Genomic DNA, 24,216 nt, shown 5'->3' with positions numbered 1-24,216 from the left:
ACGTCGCCGGTAGTGTGATGGAGAGCACGCCACCACCCACGGCGAGCCGCCCTTCGTGCACACCACCCCGAGCACCCCAGGAGTTTCCGCGTGGCACTCAGTGTCTTCGACCTCTTCTCGATCGGCATCGGACCGTCGAGCTCCCACACCGTCGGCCCCATGCGAGCCGCGGTGATGTTCGCCGAGACCCTCCGCGACGAGGGGCACCTGACCGGCGTCCGCCGGATCAAGGCCGAGCTCTTCGGCTCACTCGGCGCGACCGGCCACGGCCACGGATCCAACACCGCGGTCCTGCTCGGCCTCTCGGGCGAGCGCCCCGAGGTCTGCGACCCCCGGTCGGTCGCCGGACGCCTCGCGCAGATCCGTCAGACCGGTCGGCTCTTGCTCCTCGGCGAGCACGAGATCGACTTCGACGACGATGAGGACCTCGTGCTGCACCGGCGCAAGTCCCTGCCCCTGCACCCCAACGGCATGACCTTCACCGCATGGGGCGAGGGTGAGGAGCCGGTGAGCAGCCACACCTACTACTCCGTGGGTGGTGGCTTCGTCGTCGGCGAGGACGCCTCCGGGTCGACGCGCGTCGTCGCGGACTCGACGCCGGTCGCCCACCCCTTCACCACCGGCGACCAGCTGCTCGCGATCTGCGCCGAGACCGGTCTGTCGATCTCCCAGGTGATGCTCGACAACGAGACGTCGTGGCGCACCGAGGAGGAGGTGCGCTCCGAGCTGCTCCACCTCTGGTCGGTCATGGGTGAGTGCATCGACAACGGCACCCGCAGCGAGGGCGTCCTGCCGGGTGGGCTGAAGGTGCGCCGGCGAGCCCCCGAGCTGCACCGTCGGCTGCGCGCAGAGGGCTCGAGCGAGGACCCGCTGCGCGGGATGGACTGGCTGACGCTCTTCGCCCTGGCCGTCAACGAGGAGAACGCCGCCGGGGGTCGGGTGGTCACCGCCCCGACCAACGGGGCGGCGGGCATCATCCCGGCCGTGCTGCGCTACTACGTCGACTTCGTGCCCGGCGCGGACGAGGACGGCATCTGCCGCTTCCTGCTCACCGCGGCCGCGATCGGCGTGATCTACAAGGAGAATGCCTCGATCTCCGGTGCCGAGGTCGGCTGCCAGGGCGAGGTCGGATCGGCCTGCTCGATGGCGGCCGGGGCGATGGCGTCGGTCCTCGGCGGCTCGGCCGCCCAGGTCGAGAATGCGGCCGAGATCGGCATGGAGCACAACCTCGGCCTGACCTGCGATCCCGTCGGCGGTCTCGTGCAGATCCCCTGCATCGAGCGCAATGCCGTCGCCGCGGTCAAGGCGATCACCGCGGCGCGCACCGCCCTTCGCGGCGACGGGTCGCACGTGGTCTCCCTCGACAAGGTGGTCAAGACCATGCGCGAGACCGGACGGGACATGAAGGTGAAGTACAAGGAGACCGCCAGAGGCGGCCTCGCCGTCAACGTCATCGAGTGCTGACGTTCGGCTCCTCCTCTCCCCGCGCATGACGAAGGGGGTCGCTCCAGCCGGGCTGGACCGACCCCCTTCGGCGTGGGGTCACCTTGGTGAGGTCACTTCTTGGTGAGCTCCCAGTCGCCGCTCGCCTCGACGACGAGGTACTTCGTGCCGTCCTGCACGGTGGTCGTGCCCTCGTAGGGGTCGTACTCACTCACGAGCCGGTCGGGGATGTCCTCGCTGCCCACGCCCTTGAGGGCGAAGGTGCCGAAGGTCGTGCCGGACGGGAGGGTGAACTTGGCACCCAGGTCGGACTTCTTGCCGTCCCACTTGAAGACCGCGTTGCCGCTGCCCTTCTGCTTGGAGCCGAAGTCCGGGGCCGAGCTGATCTTCTGGAACGTCACCGTGTACGAGCCGCCGGTCTCGATCTGCAGGCGCGAGGTGGAGGTGTTGTACCCGGTGAGGTTGTAGCTGAAGGTGCCGTCGACCTCTTGGCCGTAGACGCTGGCGACGGACTCCGAGCGCTTGCCGTTGCCGTCCTGGCCCTCGACCCGGAACTCCCGGTCGCCCGTGTAGCTGATCTCGATCAGGCCGGCACCGTCACCCGGGGGCACGTTGATGTAGCCGTTGCCCTTGCCCTTGTACTTCTTGCCGAAGGTCGCTGCCTTGCCCTTGATGCCGACGATGTCCTCGCCCGGGTCGGCGTCGCTCGTCGAGCTGGACGTCGGGGTGTCCGAGCTGGTGGGCGAGTCCGTCGTCGTGGGCGAGTCGGTGTCCGTGTCCGAACCGGTGTCGGTGTCGGTGTCCTGGGAGGTGCTGGTGTCGTCGCCGCCGGCGGTCTCGTCCCCGTCGCCCGAGGAGATGAGGAAGAAGCCACCGATACCGAGCACGAGCACGAGCGCGAGGCCTGCCGCGGCCAGACCGAGGATCAACGGCAGCTTGCTCTTCTTGGTCGGCGGCTGTCCCTGTCCGTACTGACCCTGCTGGCCGTACTGACCCTGGGCCTGCCCGTAGGCCGGCTGACCGTAGGCGCCCTGCTGACCGTAGGCCGACTGCTCGCCGTAGCCACCCTGCTGACCGTAGGCGCCCTGCTGACCGTACGCGGCGTCCTGGGCGTAGGGGTTCTGGCCGTACTCGTTCGACCCGTAGGGCGACTGCCCGTAGCCCTGGTCGGAGGAGGCCCCGTACCCAGCGGCACCGGCCGCGCCGGCCGCGCCGGCCGCGCCGGCGCCACCCGCCGCGGCGCCGTAGCCGGAGGAGTCGGTGTTGATGGCTTCGGTCTCGGGGCTGCGGTCGGCGTTCGGCCGCACCCGCGTCGCGTCGTCGACCTCACTCGTGCCTGCGTGGTCGACACGGGTGCCGGTCCCCGACGCGTCGGGACCGGGCTGGCCGGTCGCGAACCCCTCAGGCGTCGCCTGACGGTGCTCCGTCCATCCGTTGCCGTCCCAGTAGCGGATCTGACCCTGATTATCAGGGTCCTGGTACCAACCGGCAGCCCAGTTGCTCATCGCAGGCCCTCTCCGTGTTTCATCGTGTGGTGTGTGTGGTCGTGCAGTGGTGACTCAGGAATGAGAGTACCTGCGCGCGGCCCGCGACATCATGGGGAGAACTCCCCATGATGTCGGCGCGCGGTAGGTACTGCGGCTCACCCGGCGTACCCGACGGACCGGTTGAAATTCACGGCCCCCAGGTAGGCGTGGTACATCGACCAGGCCCAGGCGCCCACGCAGATCGGCAGACCGATGAGACCGACGATGAGCCAGCCCAGGCAGACGAGCAGCACCAGGCCGAGTCCGTAGACCAGCAGGAAGGCGACTCCGGCACCGACGTCCCCGTTGACCATCGACCCGACGCCGGGGATGAAGAAGGACAGGAGCAGCGAGAGCGCGGGTTCCTTGCGTGCGCGCGGGAGAGCCGGCGCGCCGTACACCGGCGGGGGGGCGTACGGGGCGAGCTCACCGCTCTGAGGCACCCGAGCGACCGACGACGGGGGCGGCAACGACGTGGAGTGCGTCCACTGGGACCCGTCCCAGTAGCGGCGTTCGCCGTCGTGCTCGTACCAGCCCGGCGCGTGCTCGTTCACGTGTCCCCTCATCCCCTGTGACTGGGAGAGAGCGTACCCGCCGCACCGACGAGCTTCGTGGCAACCTCGCTCCCCGCGTGGCCGATCGCCTCGGGGTCGCCCACGACGACGAGTTGGTCGGTGGCCCGGGAGAGGCCGACGTAGAGCCGCTCGCGGAAGCGCTCGCGCGTGCCGTCCTCGTTGATGCAGAGCACGACGGCCCGGCGCTCCATCCCCTTCGCTCCGAGGACGTGGCCGAAGAAGACGTCATCGTCCTCCCAGAAGGTGTGCCAGTACCCACGCTGACCGAGGTCCTCCTGACGCTCGACCTGCACGGGGTGGCGGCGGCCGGTGGTGAGGAGCCCGACATGGCCCGGGCGCCACCCTTCGTCGAGGAGGAGATCGACCTGGTCGTCGGCGACCCCGAGGGACTCGTCCGGGGTCGCACGGACGAAGGTCACGGCCGGCCCGTCGCCGCCCTCGAGACGCATGCGCAGCGGCGCCAAGGGAGTGAAGGTCTCGGCGATCTGCTTGGTGTTGCGCAGGTTGTGGTCCAGGACGAGGGGCACGAGTGGGACCGGTGGGCGGCCGAAACGCTTGAAGAGGCGCTGGTTCTCGTCGGAGTAGGTGAACAGGCCCCCCTCGCTCTCGTCGGTGAGGGCCCCGAGGAGGGGGCGCCACCAGGACTCGGCGAAGTCCTGGGCCTCATCGACGACGAAGGAGTCGTACCGCTCCCCCGGCGGCAGCTCGGCGGCGCGCTCGGCCATGAGGTCGGGCAGCGTCTCCTCCCAGTAGTCGGGGTCGTCGCGGGAGCCGGAGGGCACGCCCCAACGGTTGGCGAGGTCCTCGAAGGTACCGACGAAGGCGGGCCGCTGGCGGTGTGGCCACAGAGCGACCGCGCGCTCGAGGTGCGTGGCCAGCCCGATGGAGTAGCACAGCAGAGCCACCCGCTCGGGGCGCCGCTCGCCACGGCCGGCGCTGAGCTGGCGGGCCTGGGTCAGGGCGAGGACGGTCTTGCCGCTGCCCGCGCCGCCGCGGATCTCCACCCTGCGCAGCAGGCGGGTCACGTCGAGGACGAGGCTCTGCTCCTGGGTGAGCCGGTCGGCGCGGTGCTGCCGCTCGTCGGCCTCGCCGACCACGTCGGTGGTCGCTTCGGTGCCGCGCGCCGCGAGGATGTCGACGATCGTCGCGCAGTCGTCGACGCTCGGGACGTCGCGCTCGCTCTCCTGCTCGATGGGGATGGCGGCGATGCGCGCGGCCAGTGCGGGCAGGTCCTCGCGGTCATGGACCATCCAGCGCGGGCAGTCGGCCAGGGCGAAGTCCGGACCGAGCCCGGTGAAGGGTGCGACCACGGTGTGCGCGAAGCGGATCGGCCTGCGGGAGCTGTGCGCCCAGCGCCGGTCCGACTCGAGGTAGGTGCGAAGGGCGTACTTCGCGTCGCGGGCCTGGCCGACCGGGTCGATGGCCCGGCGCTCCTTGCCGTGGCGCATGCTCCACACCCCGTCGCGGCACTGGAGACCGTCGCCCTTGACCTCGATGACGACGACCCCGGCGTCGGGCAGGACCGCCAGCAGGTCGATCTCGTGGTCCTTGTGCTCGTCGGTGAGCCGGTAGTTGGCCACGAGCGTGTCCTCGGGACGAAGGGCGTCGCGCAGCCGCTCCCACACCACCCGCTCCGAGGCGGTCGTGAAGCGCGGGTCCGGTGGGATCAGCTGCGGTGCCATGGAGTGAAGGTACCGATCAGAAAGGCGGAGCCGCCGCGAAAAGATCGGTGAGGATGTTCGCCCCCTGCGAAGGGGGCGAGTCCCCGGCGTCGGTGTCCCACCCGTCGTCCACCTCGGTGTGGACCCAGAGTGCGGGGAAGGTGCTCGCAGGGAGGCCGCCGGGGCTGACCCACTCGGTCCGTCCGTCCGGGTGGAGCGTGTGGGTCCACCCCGGTGTGTGCTTGAGGCGATGGTGATGCCGGCAGAGCCCGGAGACGTTGGTGGGGCAGGACGGCCCGACCGGCCATGACGTGGCGTGGTCGAGGTCGGCGTTCGTCTCCGAGCAACTACGTGTCACCCGACGGTTGCATCCCCACATCCGGCAGGTCTCGTCACGGGCGGAGATGAAGTCGCGCATCGAGTCGGTGATGAAATAGCGGGGATTGCTCGTCTCGACAAGGACCCCGGTGCGAGCGTCGAGAAGGGCGCGGGAGACCTTCGCCTCGAGGCGGGTCGTGATGGCTGAGACGACGTCCGGCGGGATGTACCCGATGCCGGGGATGTCGCAACCACTGACCCAGCCGGGCTGTCCACCGGGCCCGAAGGTCGTCGGGACTTGAGAGGTCACCGCGTCGCCAGCCCATTCCTCGGGTAGAACGTCGACCCGGTCCGGACCCTCCCCCGTGACGATCCGGGACGGCTGCACAGTCCCCTCAGACGGACGGCCGCTAGGAGGCGATGGGGCCCCGAAGGAAAGCTCGCCCCCTTCGTAGGGGGCAAAGGAGAGGCGGGAGGCCGCGGAGGTGATGACCGGGATCCCCAGACGAACATTGGCGATGACCTCAACGCCGCGCAGGGCGAGATCAGCCAGCCCGTGGGCTCGGGAGGCGCCGGTGGTGAGGGAGGGGTCGAGGTCCCTGAGTCGGGCGCCAGCCTGCTCAATAGCCTCCTTGAGCACGACCGCGATCTCAGTGGGCAGCGTCGCGCTCATGTCGGCGGTGCCGACCGGCCCTTCCCCGAATCTGACGTTGAGGTGTTCACGCCGGTTGCGCTCGGCCTTCTGACGCAGGAGCTCGGGCTCAACGCGCTGAAGAATGCGACGGATGGCCTTGCGCAGCTCCCGCTCCTCGAGCTCCACCACGCGGATGGTGCCGGGTCGACCACGAAGGGGGGCGAGCAGGTGGTCGAGAACAGCCTCGACAGCGTCGCGGCTGGCCTCTCTGGTCTCCTTGGCAACGATGCCCAGCGCCCTGGTCCGGAGGAGGCCGTCGGCGACGAGATCCGTCAGTGGACCAAGGTCGGTGACGGCTCGGGCCGCGAGGTCGCACCTCTCACCGGCCTCCCACGGCCCGGCGCGCATCGCCAGACCCACGGCCTCAGCCGCGAACTCAGCCATCTCACCCTCAGGCAGATGCACCGGTCGGTAGGTGCCGTCAGCTCCGCACTCCTCACCCCAGCGGACGGCGTGGCCGATCACGGTCAACTCCAGGGCGTCTGCCGCTCGGCGCAACCGCTCGGTCGCCTCGAGGACCTGTGTCAACGTGCGCTCATCGGCGCGGCCGCCCCGCTCGCTCACCCCTCGACGCGCCATCGCGAGCCCTCGGAGGGACTCTTCCACCACGGTCAGCTCGTCTTCGAACATGGGTTCGATTCTGTCAGCGAGCCCCGACAACGCACTGCGCTGCGGATCGGCTTCAGTGCCTTCTCGCGGCACGAAGAGAGACCCACCACCCCTCCTCCTGGTAGAACATTGACCATGGCTCTCATCGAGGATTTCGAAGAATCTCAGGCCGACGGGCCGCCACGATCTCGCACCAGGGTGACGTGCGGCTATCGCACGGTTGAGATCGACGGGATTCGAGCCGTTCAACTTTCAACGTACGGGTCCTCCGAGCGCAAGATCCCGGGCAAGACCAGTCAGACCATTGAGATTGATCGCGCGCACGCGGCCGAACTAATTGACATCCTCAAGAGTGCTTTCCCAGGGATGTCATGAGCGTTGCTTAACTCAGCCCCTTAGGCGCTTCGAAACTTCTCGTAAGCAAGTTCAAGAAGGCCCACATCGGGGCGCTCTTTCTTCACCGCGGGTAACACCATCAGACGCTCGCCGTGGCGCTCCTTCAGGCCATGCTGGAGCATCGGACCATCGATCTCAGCCAGGAGATCACTCCGGATCTCGACCACAAGGTCTGAGCGAATTCCCAGAATCCTCGCGTCGAACGCCGCGTGGTGAATTTTGCAGAGGGCCAACCCATTTCGGACAGAAGCGACACCCAACTCATGACCGTCCTCAACGATGTGTGCAGCGTCCAAGAGTTCGCCATGCCTCAACGCGCACACTGCGCATCTGGTCGTGTAGGCACGCATTACCGTCGAACGGAATATGCGCTGGTGCATCCGCTGATTCCGCTCGACGCGCAGGTAGTTGCGGACATGCTCTTCGGCGGTGCCACCGACGGACTCGCGCTGCTCTTCATCCATTGCAACGACGAATTGGTGACTGTCTTGCTCCTCGGCCACGAGATAGATCGGAAAGATCGGCTTGTACTCACCCGGACCCACGCCAAAGAACCAGATCAGCGGAAGTTGATCTTCCATGGCCGCCCTCAGGGCCCGATTCTCCGGGTGATGGGGATCCTCACCGCGCCATTTGTACCGCAGACGCCCGTCGGGAGCCACTGCGTCATCGTATGGACGGGCTGCACCCTCTGGTCGGTAAACAGTCCGAATGGACAACGCCGCTCGCGCCGGCGCCGGCTTGCGAATTCCTCGCTGAGCATCCATTAGTGCAATGCGTTGCCCCTGGAACTCAAAGTCTCGAAGAACCTCTGACCGCAGCCAGTCCCTCTCTGCGGTCGTGGCCTCTGATAGCCAGCCCATGGCAGCGGAGCGAAATGCCTGCTCGTAGTCGAGGTCCCACATGCGGGCAGCTTGCCACGTCTACACACTCAGAGGGGCCGACACCGAAGTGTCGGCCCCTCTGAAGTCAGTTCAGTCGATCAGCTGCAGCCGCTGGTCGAGCCGCACCCCTCGCAGACGTAGCAGGAGCCGGCGGGGCGCATCTTTGTGCCGCAGGTCATGCACATCGGTGCGTCGGCGGTCTTGCCCTGGAACTTCTCCATGAGCTCGGCCGAGGAGTGGACCGTGGTGTCGGCCGCACGAGCAGAGGCGCTTCCGGCACCGGACTGGTCCGTGGTCTCCTCCGCCTTCGCGGCGGCGGGCTTGGGCTCGGTCGTGGCGACGGTCTGGCTGTAGGCCTCGTCGTCGTAGTCCTCGCCATCATCCGAGGAGGACGGCGCGTAGGAGCCGGTCTCCAGCTGGCGGGCCCGCTCGTCCGCGGTGTGGATCCCCATGAAGGACCGGGTGTCGAAGTCCAGGTAGTCCAGCGCGAGGCGACGGAAGACGTAGTCCATGATCGACTGCGCCATCCGCACGTCCGGGTCGTCGGTCATGCCGGCCGGCTCGAAGCGCAGGTTGGTGAACTTCTCGACGTAGGTCTCCAGCGGCACACCGTGCTGCAGAGCGATCGAGATCGCGATCGAGAAGGCATCCATGAGTCCGGCCAGGGTCGAACCCTGCTTGCCGAACTTCAGGAACAGCTCGCCGAGCTCACCGTCGTCGTACGTGCTGGCGGTGAGGTACCCCTCGGCGCCACCGACGGCGAAGCTCGTCGTCTGCGAGGCGCGACGCTTGGGCATGCGGCGACGCAGCGGGCGGTACTCGACGACCTTCTCGACGGCAGCCGCATCCTTGGCGGTCTTCGCGTCCTTGGCGGTCGACCCGCCATCGGACAGCGGCTGGCCGACCTTGCAGTTGTCGCGGTAGACCGCGAGTGCCTTCAGGCCCAGCTTCCAGCCCTGGGAGTAGACGTCGGCGATCTCCTCGACCGTCGCGCTCTCCGGCAGGTTGACCGTCTTGGAGATGGCACCGGAGAGGAAGGGCTGCACCGCAGCCATCATCCGCACGTGACCCATCGGGGCGATGGCCCGCGCGCCCATGGCGGTGTCGAAGACGTCGTAGTGCTCCTTCTTCAGACCGGGAGCATCGATGACGTGGCCCTTGTCGGCGATGTACTCGACGATCGCCTCGGAGGTCTCCTCGGTGTAGCCGAGCAGCTTCAGCGCGCGCGGGATCGTCAGGTTGACGATCTGCATCGAGCCGCCGCCGACGAGCTTCTTGAACTTCACCAGGGAGAAGTCCGGCTCGATGCCGGTGGTGTCGCAGTCCATCATGAAGCCGATGGTCCCGGTGGGGGCGAGCACCGAGGCCTGGGCGTTGCGGTAGCCGTTCTTCTCCCCGAGCTTGACGACCGCGTCCCAGGCCTTGGTGGCCTGCGAGTGCACCGAGTTGTCCATGGTGTTCAGCGTGCGGATCTCGTCGTTGGCCGCCTGGTGCTTGCGCATGACGCGCTTGTGCGCATCGGCGTTGCGGGCGTAGCCGTTGTACGGGCCGACGATGGCGGCCAGCTCGGCGGACCGCTTGTAGGACGCACCGGTGAGCAGGGAGGTGATCGACGCCGCGAGCGCGCGACCACCATCGGAGTCGTAGCCGTGGCCGGTCGCCATGAGCAGCGCACCGAGGTTGGCGTAGCCGATGCCCAGCTGCCGGTAGTCGCGAGTGGTCGCGCCGATGCTCTCGGTCGGGAAGTCCGCGAAGCAGATCGAGATGTCCATCGCGGTGATGACCAGCTCGGCCACCTTCTGGAAGCGCTCGGCGTCGAAGGTGTCATCGTCGCCGAGGAACTTCAGCAGGTTGAGCGAGGCGAGGTTGCACGAGGAGTTGTCCAGGGACATGTACTCGCTGCAGGGGTTCGACGCGGTGATCCGACCCGACTCCGGGTTGGTGTGCCAGTCGTTGATCGTGTCGTCGTACTGGATGCCCGGGTCGGCGCACTCCCAGGCGGCCTGGGCGATCTTGCCCATGAGCTCGCGGGCGTCGACCGACTCGATGACCGAGCCGTCCTTGCGCGACTTCAGACCGAAGTCGGCACCCTCGTCGACCGCACGCATGAACTCGTCGTTGACACGCACCGAGTTGTTCGCGTTCTGGTACTGCACGGACGTGATGTCCGAGCCACCGAGGTCCATGTCGAAGCCGGCATCGCGCAGCGCACGGATCTTGTGCTCCTCGCGCGCCTTGGTCTCGACGAACTCCTCGATGTCCGGGTGGTCGACGTCCAGGACGACCATCTTCGCCGCACGACGCGTAGCGCCACCGGACTTGATGGTGCCCGCGGAGGCATCGGCCCCACGCATGAAGGAGACCGGACCGGAGGCGGTGCCACCGGAGGAGAGCAGCTCCTTGGAGGAGCGGATGCGCGAGAGGTTCAGGCCGGCGCCGGAGCCGCCCTTGAAGATGAAGCCCTCCTCCTTGTACCACCCCAGGATCGAGTCCATGGAGTCGTCGACGGAGAGGATGAAGCACGCGCTGACCTGCTGCGGGCTCTTGGTGCCGACGTTGAACCACACCGGGGAGTTGAAGCTGAAGATCTGGTGGAGCAGGGCGTACGTCAGCTCGTGCTCGAAGATCTCTGCGTCGGCCGGGGTCGCGAAGTAGCTGTGGTCCTTGCCCGCCTTGACGTAGGTCAGGACGACCCGGTCGATGAGCTGCTTGAGGCCGGACTCGCGCTCCGGGGTGCCGACGGCCCCGCGGAAGTACTTCGTCGTGACGATCGTCGAGGCGTTGAGCGACCAGAAGTCGGGGAACTCGACCCCGCGCTGCTCGAAGATCGTCGCGCCGGTCTTCCAGTTCTGCTGGACGACGTCGCGGGTCTCCCAGGTGACCTCGTCGTAGGGGTGAACGCCCTCGGTGGTGTGGATGCGCTCGATCGTCAGTCCCTTGGTACGGGACCCGCGACGGGTGCTGGGCTTGCCGGCGGTCTCGGTCATGCTGCTTCTCTCCTCGATCCGTTCAGGACGGTCTTCGTGCGGTGTGCTCGGCTGTGATCAACGGTGTCACCGGGTACCGACAGCCTTCTCGCGTGCCGGTACCCGGGGTTCTTAGGGGGTACTTCCTGCGGAGGCGTCCTCGTGCTCCTCGCGCAGGGTGCGGATCGCCGCCTCGAAGTCCCCGAGCGAGTCGAAGGACTGGTAGACGGACGCGAAGCGCAGGTAGGCGACCTCATCGAGCTCGCGCAGCGGCGGCAGGATCGCCATGCCCACCTCGTGGGCGTCGATCTCCGCGCTGCCCTGCGAGCGGATGCTCTCCTCGACGCGCTGGGCGAGGAGAGCGAGCTGGTCCTCGGTGACCGGTCGACCCTGGCAGGCCTTGCGGACACCGGAGAGCACCTTGGCCCGACTGAACGGCTCGGCCGCTCCCGAGCGCTTCGTCACCGCCAGGCTCGCGCTCTCCAGCGTCGTGAAACGTCGGGAGCACTCGGGGCACTGCCGACGGCGACGGATGGCGCTGCCGTCGTCGGCCGTACGGCTGTCGATGACCCGGGAGTCGGTGTGCCGACAGAACGGACAGTGCACGTCGACTCCCTTCTCGCGGCGGTGCTTGTGGACGAACCGGTGGACGAGGCTGGGGACGAACCCCCCTCCCCTGTGGAGAACCGGCGTCATCCTGTGTACTAGATGTGGACGAATGACATCGGTGTAACCACTAGATGTAGTGACTATTAGACCCCCGTGTGACGCCCGACGCAAGTCCTCGGCGCGTCGCGCTCGGTGAGCGGTCAGGCCCTGCGCGAGACGCCCGGGATGGCGGGGATCCCGGCCCCGCCCGGCCCCGGAACGCACGTCGGCCACCTCCGAGAAGGGGAGGTGGCCGACTGCCGGCCCGGGCTGGGTCGAAGGGCCCGGGAGGTGTGTGGGGTGCCTGATCGGCCCCGACTCAGGGGGTCGGGATCGTCAGGGTCTGACCCATGTGGACGTGGCTCGAGGAGAGGCCGTTGGCCAGCTGGATCCGCGTCACGGCCTCACGGGTGGGCACGCCACCCATCTCGGCCTCGGCGATCGAGCCCAGGGTCTGCCCCCGCTCGACCGTGACCTCCTGAGCGGCCGAGGCCGGCCCCCCGAGGGCCATGCCGGCACCGGCGACGGTCGCGACGGCCAGGGTCGTCGTCGTCATCGCCAGGCGACCGCGACGGGTGAGGCGCAGCCCCCCCTTCGCCTGTGCGGCAATCGACTCGCCCGTCGGGACGGAGACGAGGTGGCGGGAACGAGCCGGCCGCGCTGCGGGCGCACCGATCGGCGAGCCGACGTGGCTGCGGGCTGCGGTGAGAGCGGTCATCTGGTCCTCCTCGTGGCGGTTCATCGAACCGGTGTTCGATAGAACGTCTGTACGATGTCTAGCACGGATGTTCGAAGAAGATCAACAACACGCTCGAACACCTGTTTGAAATACCTGTTCGATCGCCCTACTGTCTTCCTTACCGAGAAGTTGATCAGCGAGCACCGACAACGCACCCGGACCGCCCGGTCCGACACCGCGCGGAGGACGCTGACGACACGGACGAAGGGTCGAGATGAGCAAGGGCAGCGGCACGAGCGACGACAACATCCACCAGCTCCCCGAGCGGGACACCGGAGACGGACTGACCGCGCGCCAGCGCAAGGTGCTCGAGGTCATCCGCACGGCCGTCGCGACGCGTGGCTACCCGCCGAGCCTGCGCGAGATCGGTGAGCTCGTCGGCCTGACCAGCCCGAGCTCGGTGGCGCACCAGCTCTCCTCCCTCGAGCGCAAGGGCTACCTGCGCCGCGACCCCAACCGTCCCCGGGCCATCGAGGTCATCTCCCCCGATGCCGACAGCGTCACGGCCACCGACCCGGTGGTCGCCGAGATGGCCGACTTCGGCGGGATGCGTGGCGGCGCGAGTGCCCAGGACGAGGTCCTCGACCAGACCGGATCCGGTGACGACCGGCCCGAGGCCAGCTACGTCCCCGTGCTCGGTCAGATCGCCGCCGGTGTGCCGATCACCGCGGAGGAGGTCGTCGACGACGTCTTCCCGCTGCCGAAGCAGATCGTCGGTGAGGGCTCGCTCTTCCTGCTGAAGGTCGTCGGCGACTCGATGATCGACGCCGCGATCTGCGACGGCGACTGGGTCGTGGTCCACCAGCAGCCCCACGCCGAGAACGGCGACATCGTCGCGGCGATGCTCGACAACGAGGCGACGGTCAAGACCTTCAAGCGCACCGACGGCCACGTCTGGCTGCTCCCGCACAACCCGGCCTTCGAGCCGATCGACGGTGACCACGCGAGCGTCCTGGGCAAGGTCACCGCCGTGCTGCGACGCCTCTGAGAGGCTCCGATGACCCGATGGCTCTCGTCACTCTTTGTCCTCGCCGTGGTCGTGCTCGCCACCGGGCGCGGGATCCTGGCGGGCGAGGTCGCCTCGCTGCTCCTCCTGGCCCTCGGCGTCGGCATCGCCTGGTGGCTCAGTCCGCTCAACGGCCGCGGGTCTCCTCGTCACCGGGACGTCACCGATGACCCGCAGGTCCGGGTCGTCATCTACTGGCGACCCGGCTGCACCTTCTACGCGCGGCTGCGCTTGGCTCTCGGATCAGCGAGGAAGCAGGCCACGTGGGTCAGCATCTGGGCCGACCCCGAGGCCGCCGCCTACGTGCGCTCGGTCAACGACGGCAACGAGACCGTCCCCACGGTCGTCATCGACGGCCGGCCGCACACCAACCCGGACCCGCAGCTCGTGCGCACGGCCCTGGGCTGACCCGGCCTCTCACCTGACCCGAGTGCTCAGCCGGTCGCGGCCCCGGCCGGCTCGACGGCCTGCACCAGGGCGCGAAGGGAGGGGGCCAGCTCCCCGTCCACGCGGTGGTCGACGAGGTGGTCGCCGCGGCTCGGACCGCGGGTGACCAGGGCGATCGGGATGCCCCGCTTGGCCGCCCGGCGCACGAAACGCAGCCCCGACATCACCTGCAGCGAGCTGCCGAGCACGAGCAGGCTCGGGGCCGCATCGGTGAGCTCGAAGCAGTGCTCCACGAGGGGCTTGGCCACCGCTCCCCCGAAGAAGACGACATCGGGCTTGAGCGTGTCCGCGCCGCACTCGCCGCAGCGCGGCGCCCGGAAGCGCTCGACGTCCACGGTGTCGAGCCGTACGTCCCCGTCGGGACGGATCTCGTCGCTGTCGGCGTCGAAGCCGGGGTTCTCCCGCGACATCCGCTCGTCGAGGACCCGACGATCGATGCGGGCCCCGCAGGTCAGGCACACGACCTCGACGAGGTTGCCGTGCAGCTCCACGACGTCGCGCGTGCCCGCGCCCTGGTGGAGTCCGTCGACGTTCTGGGTGATGAGCGGGCCGACCCGCTCGAGCTGCTGGAGGCGGGTCACGAGATGGTGGCCCTCATTGGGGCGTGCCGCGTGGAAGCGGCGCCACCCGACGAAGCTGCGTGCCCAGTAGCGTTGCCGGGCCTCGCTGCTCGCGACGAACTCCGAGAGGTGCATCGGGGTGACCTTGCGCGTGCCGTCCGGCCCGCGGTAGTCGGGGATGCCGGAGTCGGTGGACATGCCTGCGCCGGTGAGCACGAGGGCCGGTCCGGCCGTCAGCACGCGGGCGATGTCCTCGATCACCGCTCCAGTATGCGACGGACCCGGCCCTGCACTCCACCGCCGACGACATAGCATGGCCGCATGATCGACGCCGCAGGGCTGCGCGTGATGCGCGCCATCGCCGAAGAAGGCAGCTTCACCGCCGCCGCCCTGGCCCTCGGCTACTCCCAGCCCGCGGTCTCGCAGATGGTCAAGCGCCTGGAGCAACGCACCGGCACGGTGCTCGTGGAGAAGGTCGGTCGCTCGGTCCGCCTGACCGAGGCCGGTGCGGTCCTCGCCCGCCACGCCTCCCCCGTGCTCGCCGCGCTCGATGCCGCCGAGGAGGAGGTGGCTGCGATCGCCGGGCTGCGCGCGGGCCGGGTGCGCCTCATGGCCTTCCCCTCCTCCTCCGTCACCCTCGTCCCCCGCGCCCTGGCCGCCGTGCGTGCCGGGTACCCGGACCTGTCGGTGCAGTTCACCGAGGCCGAGCCCCCGGAGTCGATCGCCGCGCTGCGCGCGGGCGACGTCGACCTCGCCGTGGCCTTCTCCTACGACGGCAGCGAGATCGCGCGCGGTGAGGACCTCGAGGGCTTCGCGGTGCACCCCCTGCTCGATGAGGAGGTGCGGGTCGCCCTCCCCCGCGAGCACCCCCTCGCCTCGCAGGACATCGTCTCGATGACCGACCTGACCGAGGAGGACTGGATCGCCGGGTGCGCCCGCTGTCGCGGCCACCTCCTGCAGATCGCGCACGACGCCGGCTTCACCCCGCGGGTCGCCTTCGAGACCGAGGACTACGTCGCGGTCCAGGGTTTCGTCGCCGCCGGCCTGGGCGTCGCGCTCATCCCCGACCTCATCCGCGCCGCGACGTCCAACGACGACGTCGTCATCCGACCGCTCGACCCGACCTCGCGTCGACGCATCCACGTGGTGACCACCGACGACCTGGTCAAGGTCCCCGCGGTCGCGGCCACCCTGGAGGCGCTCGTCGCCTCGGCCGCCTCGGCCACCCCCGCCACGAGCTGACCACGCCCTAGCGCGCGGTGACGAGGGCGGGTCCGTCCACGACGGCGATGTCCCCGTCCCGGTCCGTGCGCAGCACCCGCGCGCCGTGCCGGCGGGCCCACGCCAGGGCGGTCGGCGTCGGGTGCCCGTAGGTGTTGTCCGCGCCCACGCTGATCACGGCCACCGGGGCGACGACCTCCTCCATGAAGCCCTCGTCGACATTGCTCGACCCGTGGTGGGGCATCTTGAGCACGTCGAGGTCCGCGGCGGCCGCGGCCATGGCCGGGTCCCGGGCCAGGGCGAGGCGAAGGGCGTGCCCCGCCTCCTGCTCGATGTCCCCGAGGAGGAGTGCCGAGATCTCGCCGACGCTCACGTGCAGCACGATGCTCGCGTTGTTGGCGACGGAGCCCCCGGCGACGGTCCGGGTCGGCCACCAGGCGGTCGCGGTGACCGCCCCGAGCTCCACGTGGTCACCGGCGGTGACGGTGCGCACGGGGATCGACCGTCGTGCGGCGATCTCGGCGACCTGCCGAGCGGCCCACTGCGGGTCCGGGACCGGGGTGACGAGGATCTGCCCGACCTCGCGTCCGTCGATCGCCGCCGCGAGGTCTCCGACGTGGTCGTCGTGGAAGTGCGTGAGCACCACGGCGTCGAGGGTCCGCACGCCCAGTCGGCGCAGGCAGCCATCCACCCCGCCGTCCTCCGGGCCCACGTCGACGAGGACCGCCCGTCCCGGTCCGGAGGCCAGCACGAGCCCGTCGCCCTGCCCGACGTCGCAGGCCACCAGCCGCCAGTCGGGCGGCGGCCAGCCGAAGGTGCGTGCCGGCACCGCCCCGACCGTGAGCACGACGACGAGCCCGAGGGCGAGCAGCGGACTCCTGCGCGATCGTCGCAGCATCCACGGCCCGGCGAGCACGCCCAGCGTGGTCAGGACCGTGAGCAGCACCGCTCCGGTGGCCCCGTCCGGCCAGGGCAGGGTGCCGCCGGGCACGTCCGCACTGATCCGTGCGGTCCAGGCGATGACCAGCGCGAAGGGAGCGCCGCACCACCCGACGAGGGTGGCCAGGGTCGTGCTCACGACGGCGACGAGCGCAGCAGCGACACCGAGGACGGTGGCAGGAGCGACGAAGGGTGCCGCCACGAGGTTGGCGACGACGGCGATGAGCGAGACATTGCCCTGGAGCAGCACGATGACCGGTCCGCAGACGAGCTGCGCCGCCAGCGGGATCGCCACCGCCGGTCCGACGACGTGCAGCGCCCGGGGCAGGTGGGCGTTGATCGCCGCCGACCACGGGCGGACGAAGAGCAGCAGCCCGAAGGTCGCCACCGTGGACAGCACGAAGCCGTAGGAGCGGGCGAGCCACGGGTCGACGGTGAGCAGGACGAGCACCGCGGCACACAGCGCCGGGGTCCCTGCACCGCGTCGCGAGGCGCCCATCCCGAGCAGCCCGATCGCCCCCATCGTCGCGGCGCGGATGACGCTCGGCTCCGGACGGGCGAGGACGACGAAGAAGGCCAGCCCGGCCCCGGCGATCCACGGACGCCACCGTCGGGGGCAGCCACTGACCCGGCAGGCCCCGACGAGGGCCGCGAGGACGACGACGACATTGGAGCCGCTCACCGCCGACAGGTGGCTCATCCCGGTGACGAGCATGTCGTCGGTGAGCTCCGGGGGCGTCATCGACGTGTCCCCGATGACCAGGGCCGGAAGCAGCGCCCGGGCATCGGACGGCAGGGGGTCGACGGCCCGCCGCATGCCGGTGCGCAGGTACTCCGCGGCGGCCCGGACCATCGAGCGCTCCCCCACCGGGACCGGTGGCCCGCGCGGGCTGAGGACACCGACCTCGGGGTCGGCCGGTCCTGCCGGCGCGAGCCGGCCGGAGAGGGTGATCCGGTCGTGCCACCCGACCTCGGTCCACGCCTCGTCGGCCCGCACGAAGAGCGGCGCACTGACCGCAGTGGTCACGCCGCGGGCGGTGACCGACTCCAGACGCACCCGCAGCAGCACCTGCTGGGGCGGGGAACCCCCTTCGTCGCCCCGCGGCCGCCCGGACCGCACGATGGGCTCGGTGAGCACCACGCCCTCACCACGGATCATCGCGTCCTGCCCGGCGAGCTCGTCGACCGGTCCGACCCGGCGCGTCGACTCGTGCGCGGCCGATGCCCCGAGGACGAGGCCGATCGCGACGAGGGTCAGGGCCATCACCCCGGGCCCGTCACGACGCCACGACACCCGCGCGTGCCGGCCGCGGTAGCGCACACCCAGTGCGACGAGGAGCAGGAGCAGCAGGAGGGCGAGGGCGGCGCCCTTCGCCCGGGTCTCCCCCGGCCAGGCGAGCGCCCGGGCCCCGACCGCCCACGCCGTGAGGCACGGCACGAGCAGGCGCAGGTCGAGGACCGGGGGCCGTGCCGCCACCGTCGAGCTCACACGGTGACCATGGGGGCGAGCTGGGCATAGGTCTTCTCCCCGACCCCGCTCACCTCGCCGAGCTCCTCCACGGCGGTGAACTGACCGTGCTCCGCGCGCCAGTCGAGGATCCGCTGCCCCAGGACGGGGCCGACACCGGGCAGGGTCTCGAGCGTGGTCAGGTCGGCGGTGTTGAGGTTGACCTGGCTGCTCCCACCCGGCGCGGCCGGCGCGCCCCCCGCCCCGGCCGTGCCCGGGGCTGCGGGCACCGGGCTCTCCCCCGGCTCCGGCACGACGACCTGCTCCCCGTCGACGAGCGGGCGGGCGAGGTTGACCCCGGTGAGGTCCGCCGTCGAGGTCTCCCCGCCGGCCTCCTCCAGCGCCTCGGTCACCCGGGAGCCGGCGGGCAGGCTGACGACGCCGGGACGCTTGACCTGACCGACGACGTGGACGGTCACCTCGGTCGGGCTCGGCGGCGCGGCTGCAGGAGCCGTCGCTGCGCCGTCGGCCGCGGTGGGCGGGCCCGTCCCCGACGGCGCGAAGGGAGCCCCCTCCCCGGGCTCCTCCACCCCCACCGGCTCCGGCGCGCTCTCCCCCCGCGCGAGCAGGTAGCGCCCGCCGAGCATCGCCACCGCGACCGCGACGACGAGGACGACCCCGATGATCGCCTGACGGCTCACGCCGTAGCGGCCCTGCGCGAGCGTCGACGGGAGCTGCAGGACGCGCGGGGCACGGTCACCGTCGAGGATCTCCTGGACCCGCTCGGAGGGGTGGCTGGCACGTCGGCTCATGCCCGTGACGCTAGGCAGCACGCGCCGGCGCGGCAGTGACGGGCTGCCGACTGTGGATCACTCCCGACGAGCGGGCGCGGATGTGGACGCGGGTCAGTCGCGCAGGCGCGGCAGCACGGCGACGCCGATGGTCCCCAGCCCCACGTGGGCGGCGACGACCGCGCTGAGCGTGGCGCTCTCGATCCGGCCCCCGGCGTGCTCGGGGAGGGACTCGGCCAGCGACGCGGCGAGGGCGCTCGACCGCTCGTCGGCGTCGATGTGCTGCACCGCGATCTCGACGCCGTCGGCCCACTCGGGCAGGTCCGCGCAGTCGGCCTCGGTCAGGGCCTGCAGCCGCGCGATCGCCCGACTCGCGGTGCGCACCCGCTCCAGGGGCTCGACCTGGCCGTCCTCGACGTGCAGGACCGGCTTGACCGCGAGCGCCGAGCCGAGCAGCGCGGCGGCGCCACCGATCCGGCCGCCCCGGCGCAGCCGCTCCAGACTGTGCACGAGCAGACGCACGCTGCCGGCGTCCAGACGCCGCGACAACCGCTCCGCCACGTCCTCGACGTCGCGCCCGGCCGCCGCATCGCGAGTGGCCCCGATCGCCGCGAAGCCCACGGTCATCCCGATGCTGCGGGAGTCGACCACGTGCACCGGGACGGGCGACTCGATGGCGGCCGAGCGGGCGGAGTCGATCGTGCCGGAGAGGCTGGCGCTGAGGTGCACCGAGATGATCGCCTCGGCTCCCCCCTTCGCCGCCTCCTGGTAGGCCCGCAGGAAGGTCGCCGGCGTCGGCCGTGAGGTGCTGATGTCGGCCTTGCGCCGCAGCGCCGCCACGACCCAGTCGGTGTCCCCGTCATCGCCCTCGACGCGGTCCGTGCCGTCGACGACGACGTGCAGGGGCACGACTCGGATCCCGTGCTCGCGGCGCAGCTGCTGCGTCAGCGAGGCGGTGGAGTCCGTCACGACGGCGATGCTCACGTGAGGAGCGTACCGAGACGGCCTGCCCGCACCGGCGACCGACGCGAACTAGCCTGACGCCATGTCACCCACCGACCGCCTACCCTTCCTCGACGGCTCCGACCCCGAGACCTGGAAGGCCCTGAACGACCTCGCCCTCGAGGTCGCCGTGGCCGCGGAGTCCGCCGGCCTCGAGCGGGAGACCCGCCAGGTCATGGAGGCGGGGGCCACGGTGCAGCGGCTGGCGCAGCTGCCGGCCTGGCGGGACTCGGCGCTCTTCGGCCAGGTCGAGTGCGCGGCCGTGACGATGAATGCCCGCAACCGCATCTCCATCCTGTCCGAGCACCCCGTGAAGCTGCGCACGCAGCCGGCGCCGTCACGCACGACCTGAGGAGCCGCATGACCAACCCCGAGATCGACCCGGCCGAGTACGAGTGCGCCCACGTCACCTGCGCCGAGGCGGTCGACGTGATCACCCCGCGCGATGTGCCCCTCGGCGGTCCGCGCGCGATGCGCGTGCGGCGCACGCTCCCCCAGCGCAAGCGCAGCCTCATCGGCCCGTGGTGCTTCGTCGACCACTTCGGGCCGGACGAGGTGAGCGAGAGCGGCGGCATGGCCGTGGCCCGACACCCGCACACCGGTCTGGCCACGGTGACCCTGCTCTTCGAGGGGGAGATCGACCACATCGACTCCACCGGGTTCACCAACACCGTCCGGCCCGCCGAGGTCAACCTCATGGTCGCCGGCTCGGGCGTCTCCCACTCGGAGTTCTCCACCGACGAGACCTCCCGCCTCCACGGCGTGCAGCTCTGGTACGCCCTGCCCGAGGCCCAGCGCCACGGCCCGGCCGCCTCCCAGCACCACGTGAGCGAGGTCGTCGAGCGGGCCGGTGGCACCGTCCGCACCCACCTCGGGCGCCTCGCCGGTCTCACCTCGCCCGTGGACACGCGCGTGCCCGCCCTGGCCGGCGAGGTCACGGTCACCGCCGGTCAGGGCGTGGACCTGGACCTCGAGGCGAGCTTCGAGCACGGGATCCTCGTCGACTCCGGCACGCTGACGGTGGTCGTCGGCGAGCACCGCCAGACCGTGGCCCCGGCCGAGCTGGCCCACCTGCCCGTCGGCCCCACGAGCATCCGCCTGGAGGCCGCCGACGACGAGCCCGTGCGCGCGATCCTCATCGGCGGACAGCCCTTCGAGGAGCGGATCGTCATGTGGTGGAACTTCGTCGGCCGCAGCCACGACGAGATCGTGGCCCACCGCGAGGCGTGGCAGGCCGAGATCGGGGTCGAGAGCTCCGCGACCGTGGCCGCGGCGGCCGACGACGGCAGCTACGCCGACGGCACCATCTACCCGCAGTTCGGCCACTTCCCGCCCGGTCAGCCGACACCGCTGCCGGCGCCGCCACTGCCCACCGTGCGGATCAAGCCGCGGGGCCAGTAGCCGCGGACGCTCCCGGCTCAGGCAGGGACGACGTTGACCAGCTTGGGGGCGCGCACGATGACCGTGCGGATGCCGCCCTCGGTGAGGGCCTTGACCTTGTCCCGACCGAGCGCGAGCTCGCGCAGGTCCTCCTCGGAGATGTCCGCGGGGACCTCGAGACGGTCGCGGACCTTGCCCTTGACCTGGATGACGCAGGTGACGCTCGAGTCGACCATCTTCGACTCGTCGGCCACCGGGAAGGGCGCCTGACTCAGCGACTCCTCGTGGCCCAGTCGGGACCACAGCTCCTCGGCGAGGTGCGGGGCCACCGGGGCGACCATGAGCACGAGCGGCTCGGCGGCAGCACGCGGCACGACCCCACGCTTGGTCAGCGCGTTGTTCAGCTCGATGAGCCGGGAGATCGCGGTGTTGAAGCCGAGCGAGCCGTAGTCCTCGCTCACCGCGGCGATCGTGCGGTGCAGGAGACGCTCGGTGTCGGGGTCGAGGGCGTCCTCGGTGACGTGCACCTCGCCGGTCCCCTCGTCGATGACATTGCGCCACAGTCGCTGCAGGAAGCGCTGGCTGCCGACGACGGCGCGCGTCTCCCAGGGCTTGGACTGATCGAGCGGGCCGAGGGACATCTCGTAGACGCGGAAGGTGTCGGCGCCGAACTGCTCGTACATCTCGTCCGGGCTGACGGCATTCTTCAGCGACTTGCCGATCTTGCCGTACTCCTGGGTGACCGCCTGACCCTGCCAGTCAAAGGTCGTCAGCCCGTGCTCATCGACGTGCTCCTCGACCTCGGAGGCGGGCACCGGCTGGCCGCGGTCGTCACGGTAGGCATGGGCCTGGATGTACCCCTGCGAGAAGTACTTGCGGAAGGGCTCCTCGCTGCTCACGTGGCCGAGGTCGTAGAGGACCTTGTGCCAGAAGCGCGCGTAGAGCAGGTGGAGCACGGCGTGCTCGACGCCGCCGATGTACAGGTCGACGCCGCCCGGGTCACGGCTGCCCGGGGGCGCACCGGGCACGGTCTCCTCGCGCGGGCCGACCCAGTAGGCCTCGTTGTCGGGGTCCACGAGGGCGGAGTCGTTCGCGGGGTCGAGGTAGCGCAGGTAGTACCAGCACGACCCGGCCCAGTTGGGCATCGTGTTGGTCTCGCGGCGGTACTTCTGGGGTCCGTCGCCGAGATCGAGCTCGACCTCGACCCACTCGGTGGCGCGCCCCAGCGGCGGCTCGGGCTCACTGCTCGCGTCATCGGGATCGAAGGTGCGGGGGCTGTAGTGCTCCACCTCGGGCAGCTCGACCGGCAGCATCGACTCGGGCAGCGCGTGCGCGGTGCCCTCCTCGTCGAAGACGATCGGGAAGGGCTCACCCCAGTAGCGCTGACGGGAGAAGAGCCAGTCGCGCAGCTTGTAGTTGACCGTGCCGCGGCCGAGACCCTGCTCCTCGAGCCAGGCGGTGATGGCGGCCTTGCCCTCGGCGACACTCATCCCGTTGAGGGAGATGCTCTCGTTGGCGGAGTTGATGATCTCGCCGTCACCGCCCCACGCGCCCTCGTGGCCCTCGGGCGCCTGCACCGTCGGCACGATCGGCAGACCGAAGGCGCTCGCGTACTCGAAGTCGCGCTGGTCACCCGACGGCACGGCCATGATCGCGCCCGTGCCGTAGCCCATGAGGACGTAGTCGGCGACGAAGACCGGGACCGGCTCGCCGTCGGCCGGGTTGATCGCCCACCCACCGGTGAAGACGCCGGTCTTGTCCTTGGTCTCGATCTGACGCTCGACCTCGCTCTTGCGTCCGGCAGCGTCGCGGTAGGCCGCGACGGCCTCGGCCGGCGTCGCCGCACCCGCGGTCCAGGCGTCCCGGGTGCCCTCGGGCCAGCCACCCCGGGGCACGAGCACGTCGACGAGCGGGTGCTCGGGAGCCAGCACCATGAAGGAGGCCCCGAAGAGGGTGTCCGGCCGGGTCGTGAAGACCTCGATGCCGTGCTCGCCACCATCGGCCGCCCTCGCGGTGAAGGTCACCGACGCACCCTCGCTGCGCCCGATCCAGTTGCGCTGCATCGCCTTGACCTTGTGCGGCCAGTCGACCCGGTCGAGGTCGTCGGCGAGGCGGTCGGCGTAGGAGGTGATCCGCATCATCCACTGCCGCAGGTTCGCCTTGAAGACCGGGTAGTTGCCGCGCTCGGAGCGCCCGTCCCCGGTGACCTCCTCGTTGGCCAGCACGGTCCCCAGACCGGGAGCCCAGTTCACCGGGGCATGGCTGGTGTACGCGAGGCGGTAGTCGTCGAGGACCTCGGCCCGCTGCGGACCGGACAGCTGCGACCAGGCGCGGGTCTCCCCCTTCGGCAGGGGACGGGAGCCGGAGGCGAACTCCTCGATCAGCTCGTCGATGGGACGCGCCCTGCCGCGGCCACCGTCGGGACGCAGCGCCTCCTCGTCGTACCAGGCATTGTGGATCTGCAGGAAGATCCACTGCGTCCACTTGTAGTAGTCGGGGTCGATCGTGGCGAAGGCGCGGCGGTCGTCGTGGCCGAGGCCGAGACGGCGCAGCTGGCGCTTCATCACGACCATGTTGGCCTCGGTGGTCGTGCGCGGGTGCTGACCGGTCTGCACGGCGAACTGCTCGGCCGGCAGCCCGAAGGCGTCGTAGCCCAGGCAGTGCAGGACGTTCTTGCCGAGCATCCGCTGGTAGCGCGCGTACACGTCCGTCGCGATGTAGCCGAGCGGGTGTCCGACGTGCAGCCCCGCCCCCGACGGGTACGGGAACATGTCGAGGATGAGCATGTGCCCGTCGTGCTCGCGCACGCGCTCCGGCTCGGCCCAGGGACCGGCGGGATTGGGTGCCCGGAAGGTCCCCTGCTCCTGCCAACGGTCCTGCCAGCCGGTCTCGATCCGGCCGGCCATCTCCGCGGTGTAGCGGTACGGCGTCTCGCTCATGAGTGCTGGTTCTCCCGGGGGTTGA

General features: G+C 70.3%; 20 protein-coding genes. 7 read left to right on the top strand and 13 right to left on the bottom strand.

All coding sequences use genetic code 11. From position 1 onward, the window contains the following. Positions 1 to 90 precede the first annotated feature (90 nt). Positions 91 to 1,464: an L-serine ammonia-lyase gene (locus tag ACR9E9_RS08885; protein ID WP_435198118.1), complete on the top strand. Its 1,374-nt coding sequence runs from the start codon at positions 91 to 93 to the stop codon at positions 1,462 to 1,464. Between the two features lie 92 nt (positions 1,465 to 1,556). On the opposite strand, the gene ACR9E9_RS08880 is transcribed toward ACR9E9_RS08885, so the two are convergent. The 4 genes from ACR9E9_RS08880 to ACR9E9_RS08865 all read right to left on the bottom strand — a co-directional run bounded on the left by ACR9E9_RS08880 (position 1,557) and on the right by ACR9E9_RS08865 (position 6,847). Next, positions 1,557 to 2,948, bottom strand: a complete 1,392-nt coding sequence (locus ACR9E9_RS08880; protein WP_435198117.1) for a DUF2510 domain-containing protein — start codon at positions 2,946 to 2,948, stop codon at positions 1,557 to 1,559. A 137-nt stretch (positions 2,949 to 3,085) separates the two neighbouring features. Then, the gene (locus ACR9E9_RS08875; RefSeq protein ID WP_435198116.1) at positions 3,086 to 3,523 is read right to left on the bottom strand and encodes a DUF2510 domain-containing protein; all 438 of its coding nucleotides are present in this window, start codon (positions 3,521 to 3,523) and stop codon (positions 3,086 to 3,088) included. Positions 3,524 to 3,531: 8 nt separating this feature from the next. Further along, complete coding sequence (locus ACR9E9_RS08870) at positions 3,532 to 5,226, bottom strand: NERD domain-containing protein (RefSeq protein ID WP_435198115.1); 1,695 nt, start codon at positions 5,224 to 5,226, stop codon at positions 3,532 to 3,534. Between the two features lie 16 nt (positions 5,227 to 5,242). Continuing rightward, a complete protein-coding gene (locus ACR9E9_RS08865; protein ID WP_435198114.1) occupies positions 5,243 to 6,847 on the bottom strand; it encodes a hypothetical protein in 1,605 nt (534 codons plus the stop codon). A gap of 114 nt (positions 6,848 to 6,961) precedes the next feature. Between ACR9E9_RS08865 and ACR9E9_RS08860 the strand changes: the two genes are divergently transcribed. Beyond that, entirely contained in the window at positions 6,962 to 7,201 is a 240-nt protein-coding gene (locus tag ACR9E9_RS08860; protein ID WP_435198113.1) for a hypothetical protein, read from the top strand. A 20-nt stretch (positions 7,202 to 7,221) separates the two neighbouring features. On the opposite strand, the gene ACR9E9_RS08855 is transcribed toward ACR9E9_RS08860, so the two are convergent. From ACR9E9_RS08855 to ACR9E9_RS08840, 4 genes are all read right to left on the bottom strand, one after another. Beyond that, positions 7,222 to 7,884 carry an HNH endonuclease gene (locus ACR9E9_RS08855; protein WP_435198112.1) on the bottom strand — a complete coding sequence of 221 codons (663 nt, stop codon included), beginning with the start codon at positions 7,882 to 7,884 and terminating at the stop codon, positions 7,222 to 7,224. Between the two features lie 320 nt (positions 7,885 to 8,204). After that, positions 8,205 to 11,093, bottom strand: coding sequence for a vitamin B12-dependent ribonucleotide reductase (locus ACR9E9_RS08850; RefSeq protein ID WP_435198111.1), 2,889 nt, complete (start codon positions 11,091 to 11,093; stop codon positions 8,205 to 8,207). A gap of 111 nt (positions 11,094 to 11,204) precedes the next feature. Beyond that, positions 11,205 to 11,678, bottom strand: coding sequence for a transcriptional regulator NrdR (gene nrdR, locus ACR9E9_RS08845; RefSeq protein WP_435203617.1), 474 nt, complete (start codon positions 11,676 to 11,678; stop codon positions 11,205 to 11,207). A 361-nt stretch (positions 11,679 to 12,039) separates the two neighbouring features. Further along, entirely contained in the window at positions 12,040 to 12,438 is a 399-nt protein-coding gene (locus ACR9E9_RS08840; protein WP_435198110.1) for a LysM peptidoglycan-binding domain-containing protein, read from the bottom strand. Between the two features lie 235 nt (positions 12,439 to 12,673). Here ACR9E9_RS08840 and lexA point away from each other — a divergent pair, with 235 nt between their 5' ends. Together lexA and ACR9E9_RS08830 are read left to right on the top strand one after the other, a co-directional pair. Next, positions 12,674 to 13,447 (top strand): transcriptional repressor LexA, encoded by a 774-nt coding sequence (gene lexA / locus ACR9E9_RS08835; RefSeq protein ID WP_435198109.1) that lies wholly within the window; start codon positions 12,674 to 12,676, stop codon positions 13,445 to 13,447. A gap of 9 nt (positions 13,448 to 13,456) precedes the next feature. Beyond that, entirely contained in the window at positions 13,457 to 13,873 is a 417-nt protein-coding gene (locus tag ACR9E9_RS08830; protein ID WP_435198108.1) for a glutaredoxin domain-containing protein, read from the top strand. A gap of 26 nt (positions 13,874 to 13,899) precedes the next feature. Here the strand turns inward: ACR9E9_RS08830 and ACR9E9_RS08825 are convergent, their stop codons facing one another. Further along, positions 13,900 to 14,733 carry a Sir2 family NAD-dependent protein deacetylase gene (locus tag ACR9E9_RS08825; RefSeq protein WP_435198107.1) on the bottom strand — a complete coding sequence of 278 codons (834 nt, stop codon included), beginning with the start codon at positions 14,731 to 14,733 and terminating at the stop codon, positions 13,900 to 13,902. A gap of 60 nt (positions 14,734 to 14,793) precedes the next feature. Between ACR9E9_RS08825 and ACR9E9_RS08820 the strand changes: the two genes are divergently transcribed. Further along, entirely contained in the window at positions 14,794 to 15,714 is a 921-nt protein-coding gene (locus ACR9E9_RS08820; protein WP_435198106.1) for a LysR family transcriptional regulator, read from the top strand. Positions 15,715 to 15,721: 7 nt separating this feature from the next. Here ACR9E9_RS08820 and ACR9E9_RS08815 read toward each other — a convergent pair whose 3' ends face one another. From ACR9E9_RS08815 to ACR9E9_RS08805, 3 genes are all read right to left on the bottom strand, one after another. Then, entirely contained in the window at positions 15,722 to 18,121 is a 2,400-nt protein-coding gene (locus tag ACR9E9_RS08815) for a ComEC/Rec2 family competence protein (protein WP_435198105.1), read from the bottom strand. Further along, positions 18,118 to 18,891, bottom strand: a complete 774-nt coding sequence (locus ACR9E9_RS08810; RefSeq protein ID WP_435198104.1) for a helix-hairpin-helix domain-containing protein — start codon at positions 18,889 to 18,891, stop codon at positions 18,118 to 18,120. Before ACR9E9_RS08810 ends, ACR9E9_RS08815 begins: the two co-directional genes overlap by 4 nt. Before the next feature lie 93 nt (positions 18,892 to 18,984). Beyond that, positions 18,985 to 19,854: a DegV family protein gene (locus ACR9E9_RS08805; protein ID WP_435198103.1), complete on the bottom strand. Its 870-nt coding sequence runs from the start codon at positions 19,852 to 19,854 to the stop codon at positions 18,985 to 18,987. Between the two features lie 61 nt (positions 19,855 to 19,915). On the opposite strand from ACR9E9_RS08805, the gene ACR9E9_RS08800 reads away from it, so the two are divergent. Next, positions 19,916 to 20,224: a hypothetical protein gene (locus tag ACR9E9_RS08800; RefSeq protein WP_435198102.1), complete on the top strand. Its 309-nt coding sequence runs from the start codon at positions 19,916 to 19,918 to the stop codon at positions 20,222 to 20,224. 8 nt (positions 20,225 to 20,232) lie between these two features. Next, positions 20,233 to 21,273, top strand: coding sequence for a pirin family protein (locus ACR9E9_RS08795; protein ID WP_435198101.1), 1,041 nt, complete (start codon positions 20,233 to 20,235; stop codon positions 21,271 to 21,273). A 17-nt stretch (positions 21,274 to 21,290) separates the two neighbouring features. Here the strand turns inward: ACR9E9_RS08795 and leuS are convergent, their stop codons facing one another. Continuing rightward, positions 21,291 to 24,191, bottom strand: coding sequence for a leucine--tRNA ligase (leuS, locus tag ACR9E9_RS08790; protein WP_435198100.1), 2,901 nt, complete (start codon positions 24,189 to 24,191; stop codon positions 21,291 to 21,293). Between the last annotated feature and the right edge of the window lie 25 nt (positions 24,192 to 24,216).

Origin of the sequence: Janibacter sp. GS2 (genome assembly GCF_051200835.1) — a bacterium.
In the GTDB taxonomy this organism is placed as follows: Bacteria; Actinomycetota; Actinomycetes; order Actinomycetales; family Dermatophilaceae; genus Janibacter.
This window is presented reverse-complemented; position numbering and strand designations above follow the sequence as displayed.

Coding starts and splice junctions, on each gene's coding strand:
- ACR9E9_RS08810 (WP_435198104.1), bottom strand. CDS start 18,891: ATGAGCCGACGTGCCAGCCACCCCTCCGAGCGGGTCCAGGAGATCCTC.
- ACR9E9_RS08830 (WP_435198108.1), top strand. CDS start 13,457: ATGACCCGATGGCTCTCGTCACTCTTTGTCCTCGCCGTGGTCGTGCTC.
- lexA (WP_435198109.1), top strand. CDS start 12,674: ATGAGCAAGGGCAGCGGCACGAGCGACGACAACATCCACCAGCTCCCC.
- ACR9E9_RS08850 (WP_435198111.1), bottom strand. CDS start 11,093: ATGACCGAGACCGCCGGCAAGCCCAGCACCCGTCGCGGGTCCCGTACC.
- ACR9E9_RS08840 (WP_435198110.1), bottom strand. CDS start 12,438: ATGACCGCTCTCACCGCAGCCCGCAGCCACGTCGGCTCGCCGATCGGT.
- ACR9E9_RS08880 (WP_435198117.1), bottom strand. CDS start 2,948: ATGAGCAACTGGGCTGCCGGTTGGTACCAGGACCCTGATAATCAGGGT.
- ACR9E9_RS08795 (WP_435198101.1), top strand. CDS start 20,233: ATGACCAACCCCGAGATCGACCCGGCCGAGTACGAGTGCGCCCACGTC.
- ACR9E9_RS08870 (WP_435198115.1), bottom strand. CDS start 5,226: ATGGCACCGCAGCTGATCCCACCGGACCCGCGCTTCACGACCGCCTCG.
- leuS (WP_435198100.1), bottom strand. CDS start 24,191: ATGAGCGAGACGCCGTACCGCTACACCGCGGAGATGGCCGGCCGGATC.
- ACR9E9_RS08865 (WP_435198114.1), bottom strand. CDS start 6,847: ATGTTCGAAGACGAGCTGACCGTGGTGGAAGAGTCCCTCCGAGGGCTC.
- ACR9E9_RS08800 (WP_435198102.1), top strand. CDS start 19,916: ATGTCACCCACCGACCGCCTACCCTTCCTCGACGGCTCCGACCCCGAG.
- ACR9E9_RS08820 (WP_435198106.1), top strand. CDS start 14,794: ATGATCGACGCCGCAGGGCTGCGCGTGATGCGCGCCATCGCCGAAGAA.
- ACR9E9_RS08860 (WP_435198113.1), top strand. CDS start 6,962: ATGGCTCTCATCGAGGATTTCGAAGAATCTCAGGCCGACGGGCCGCCA.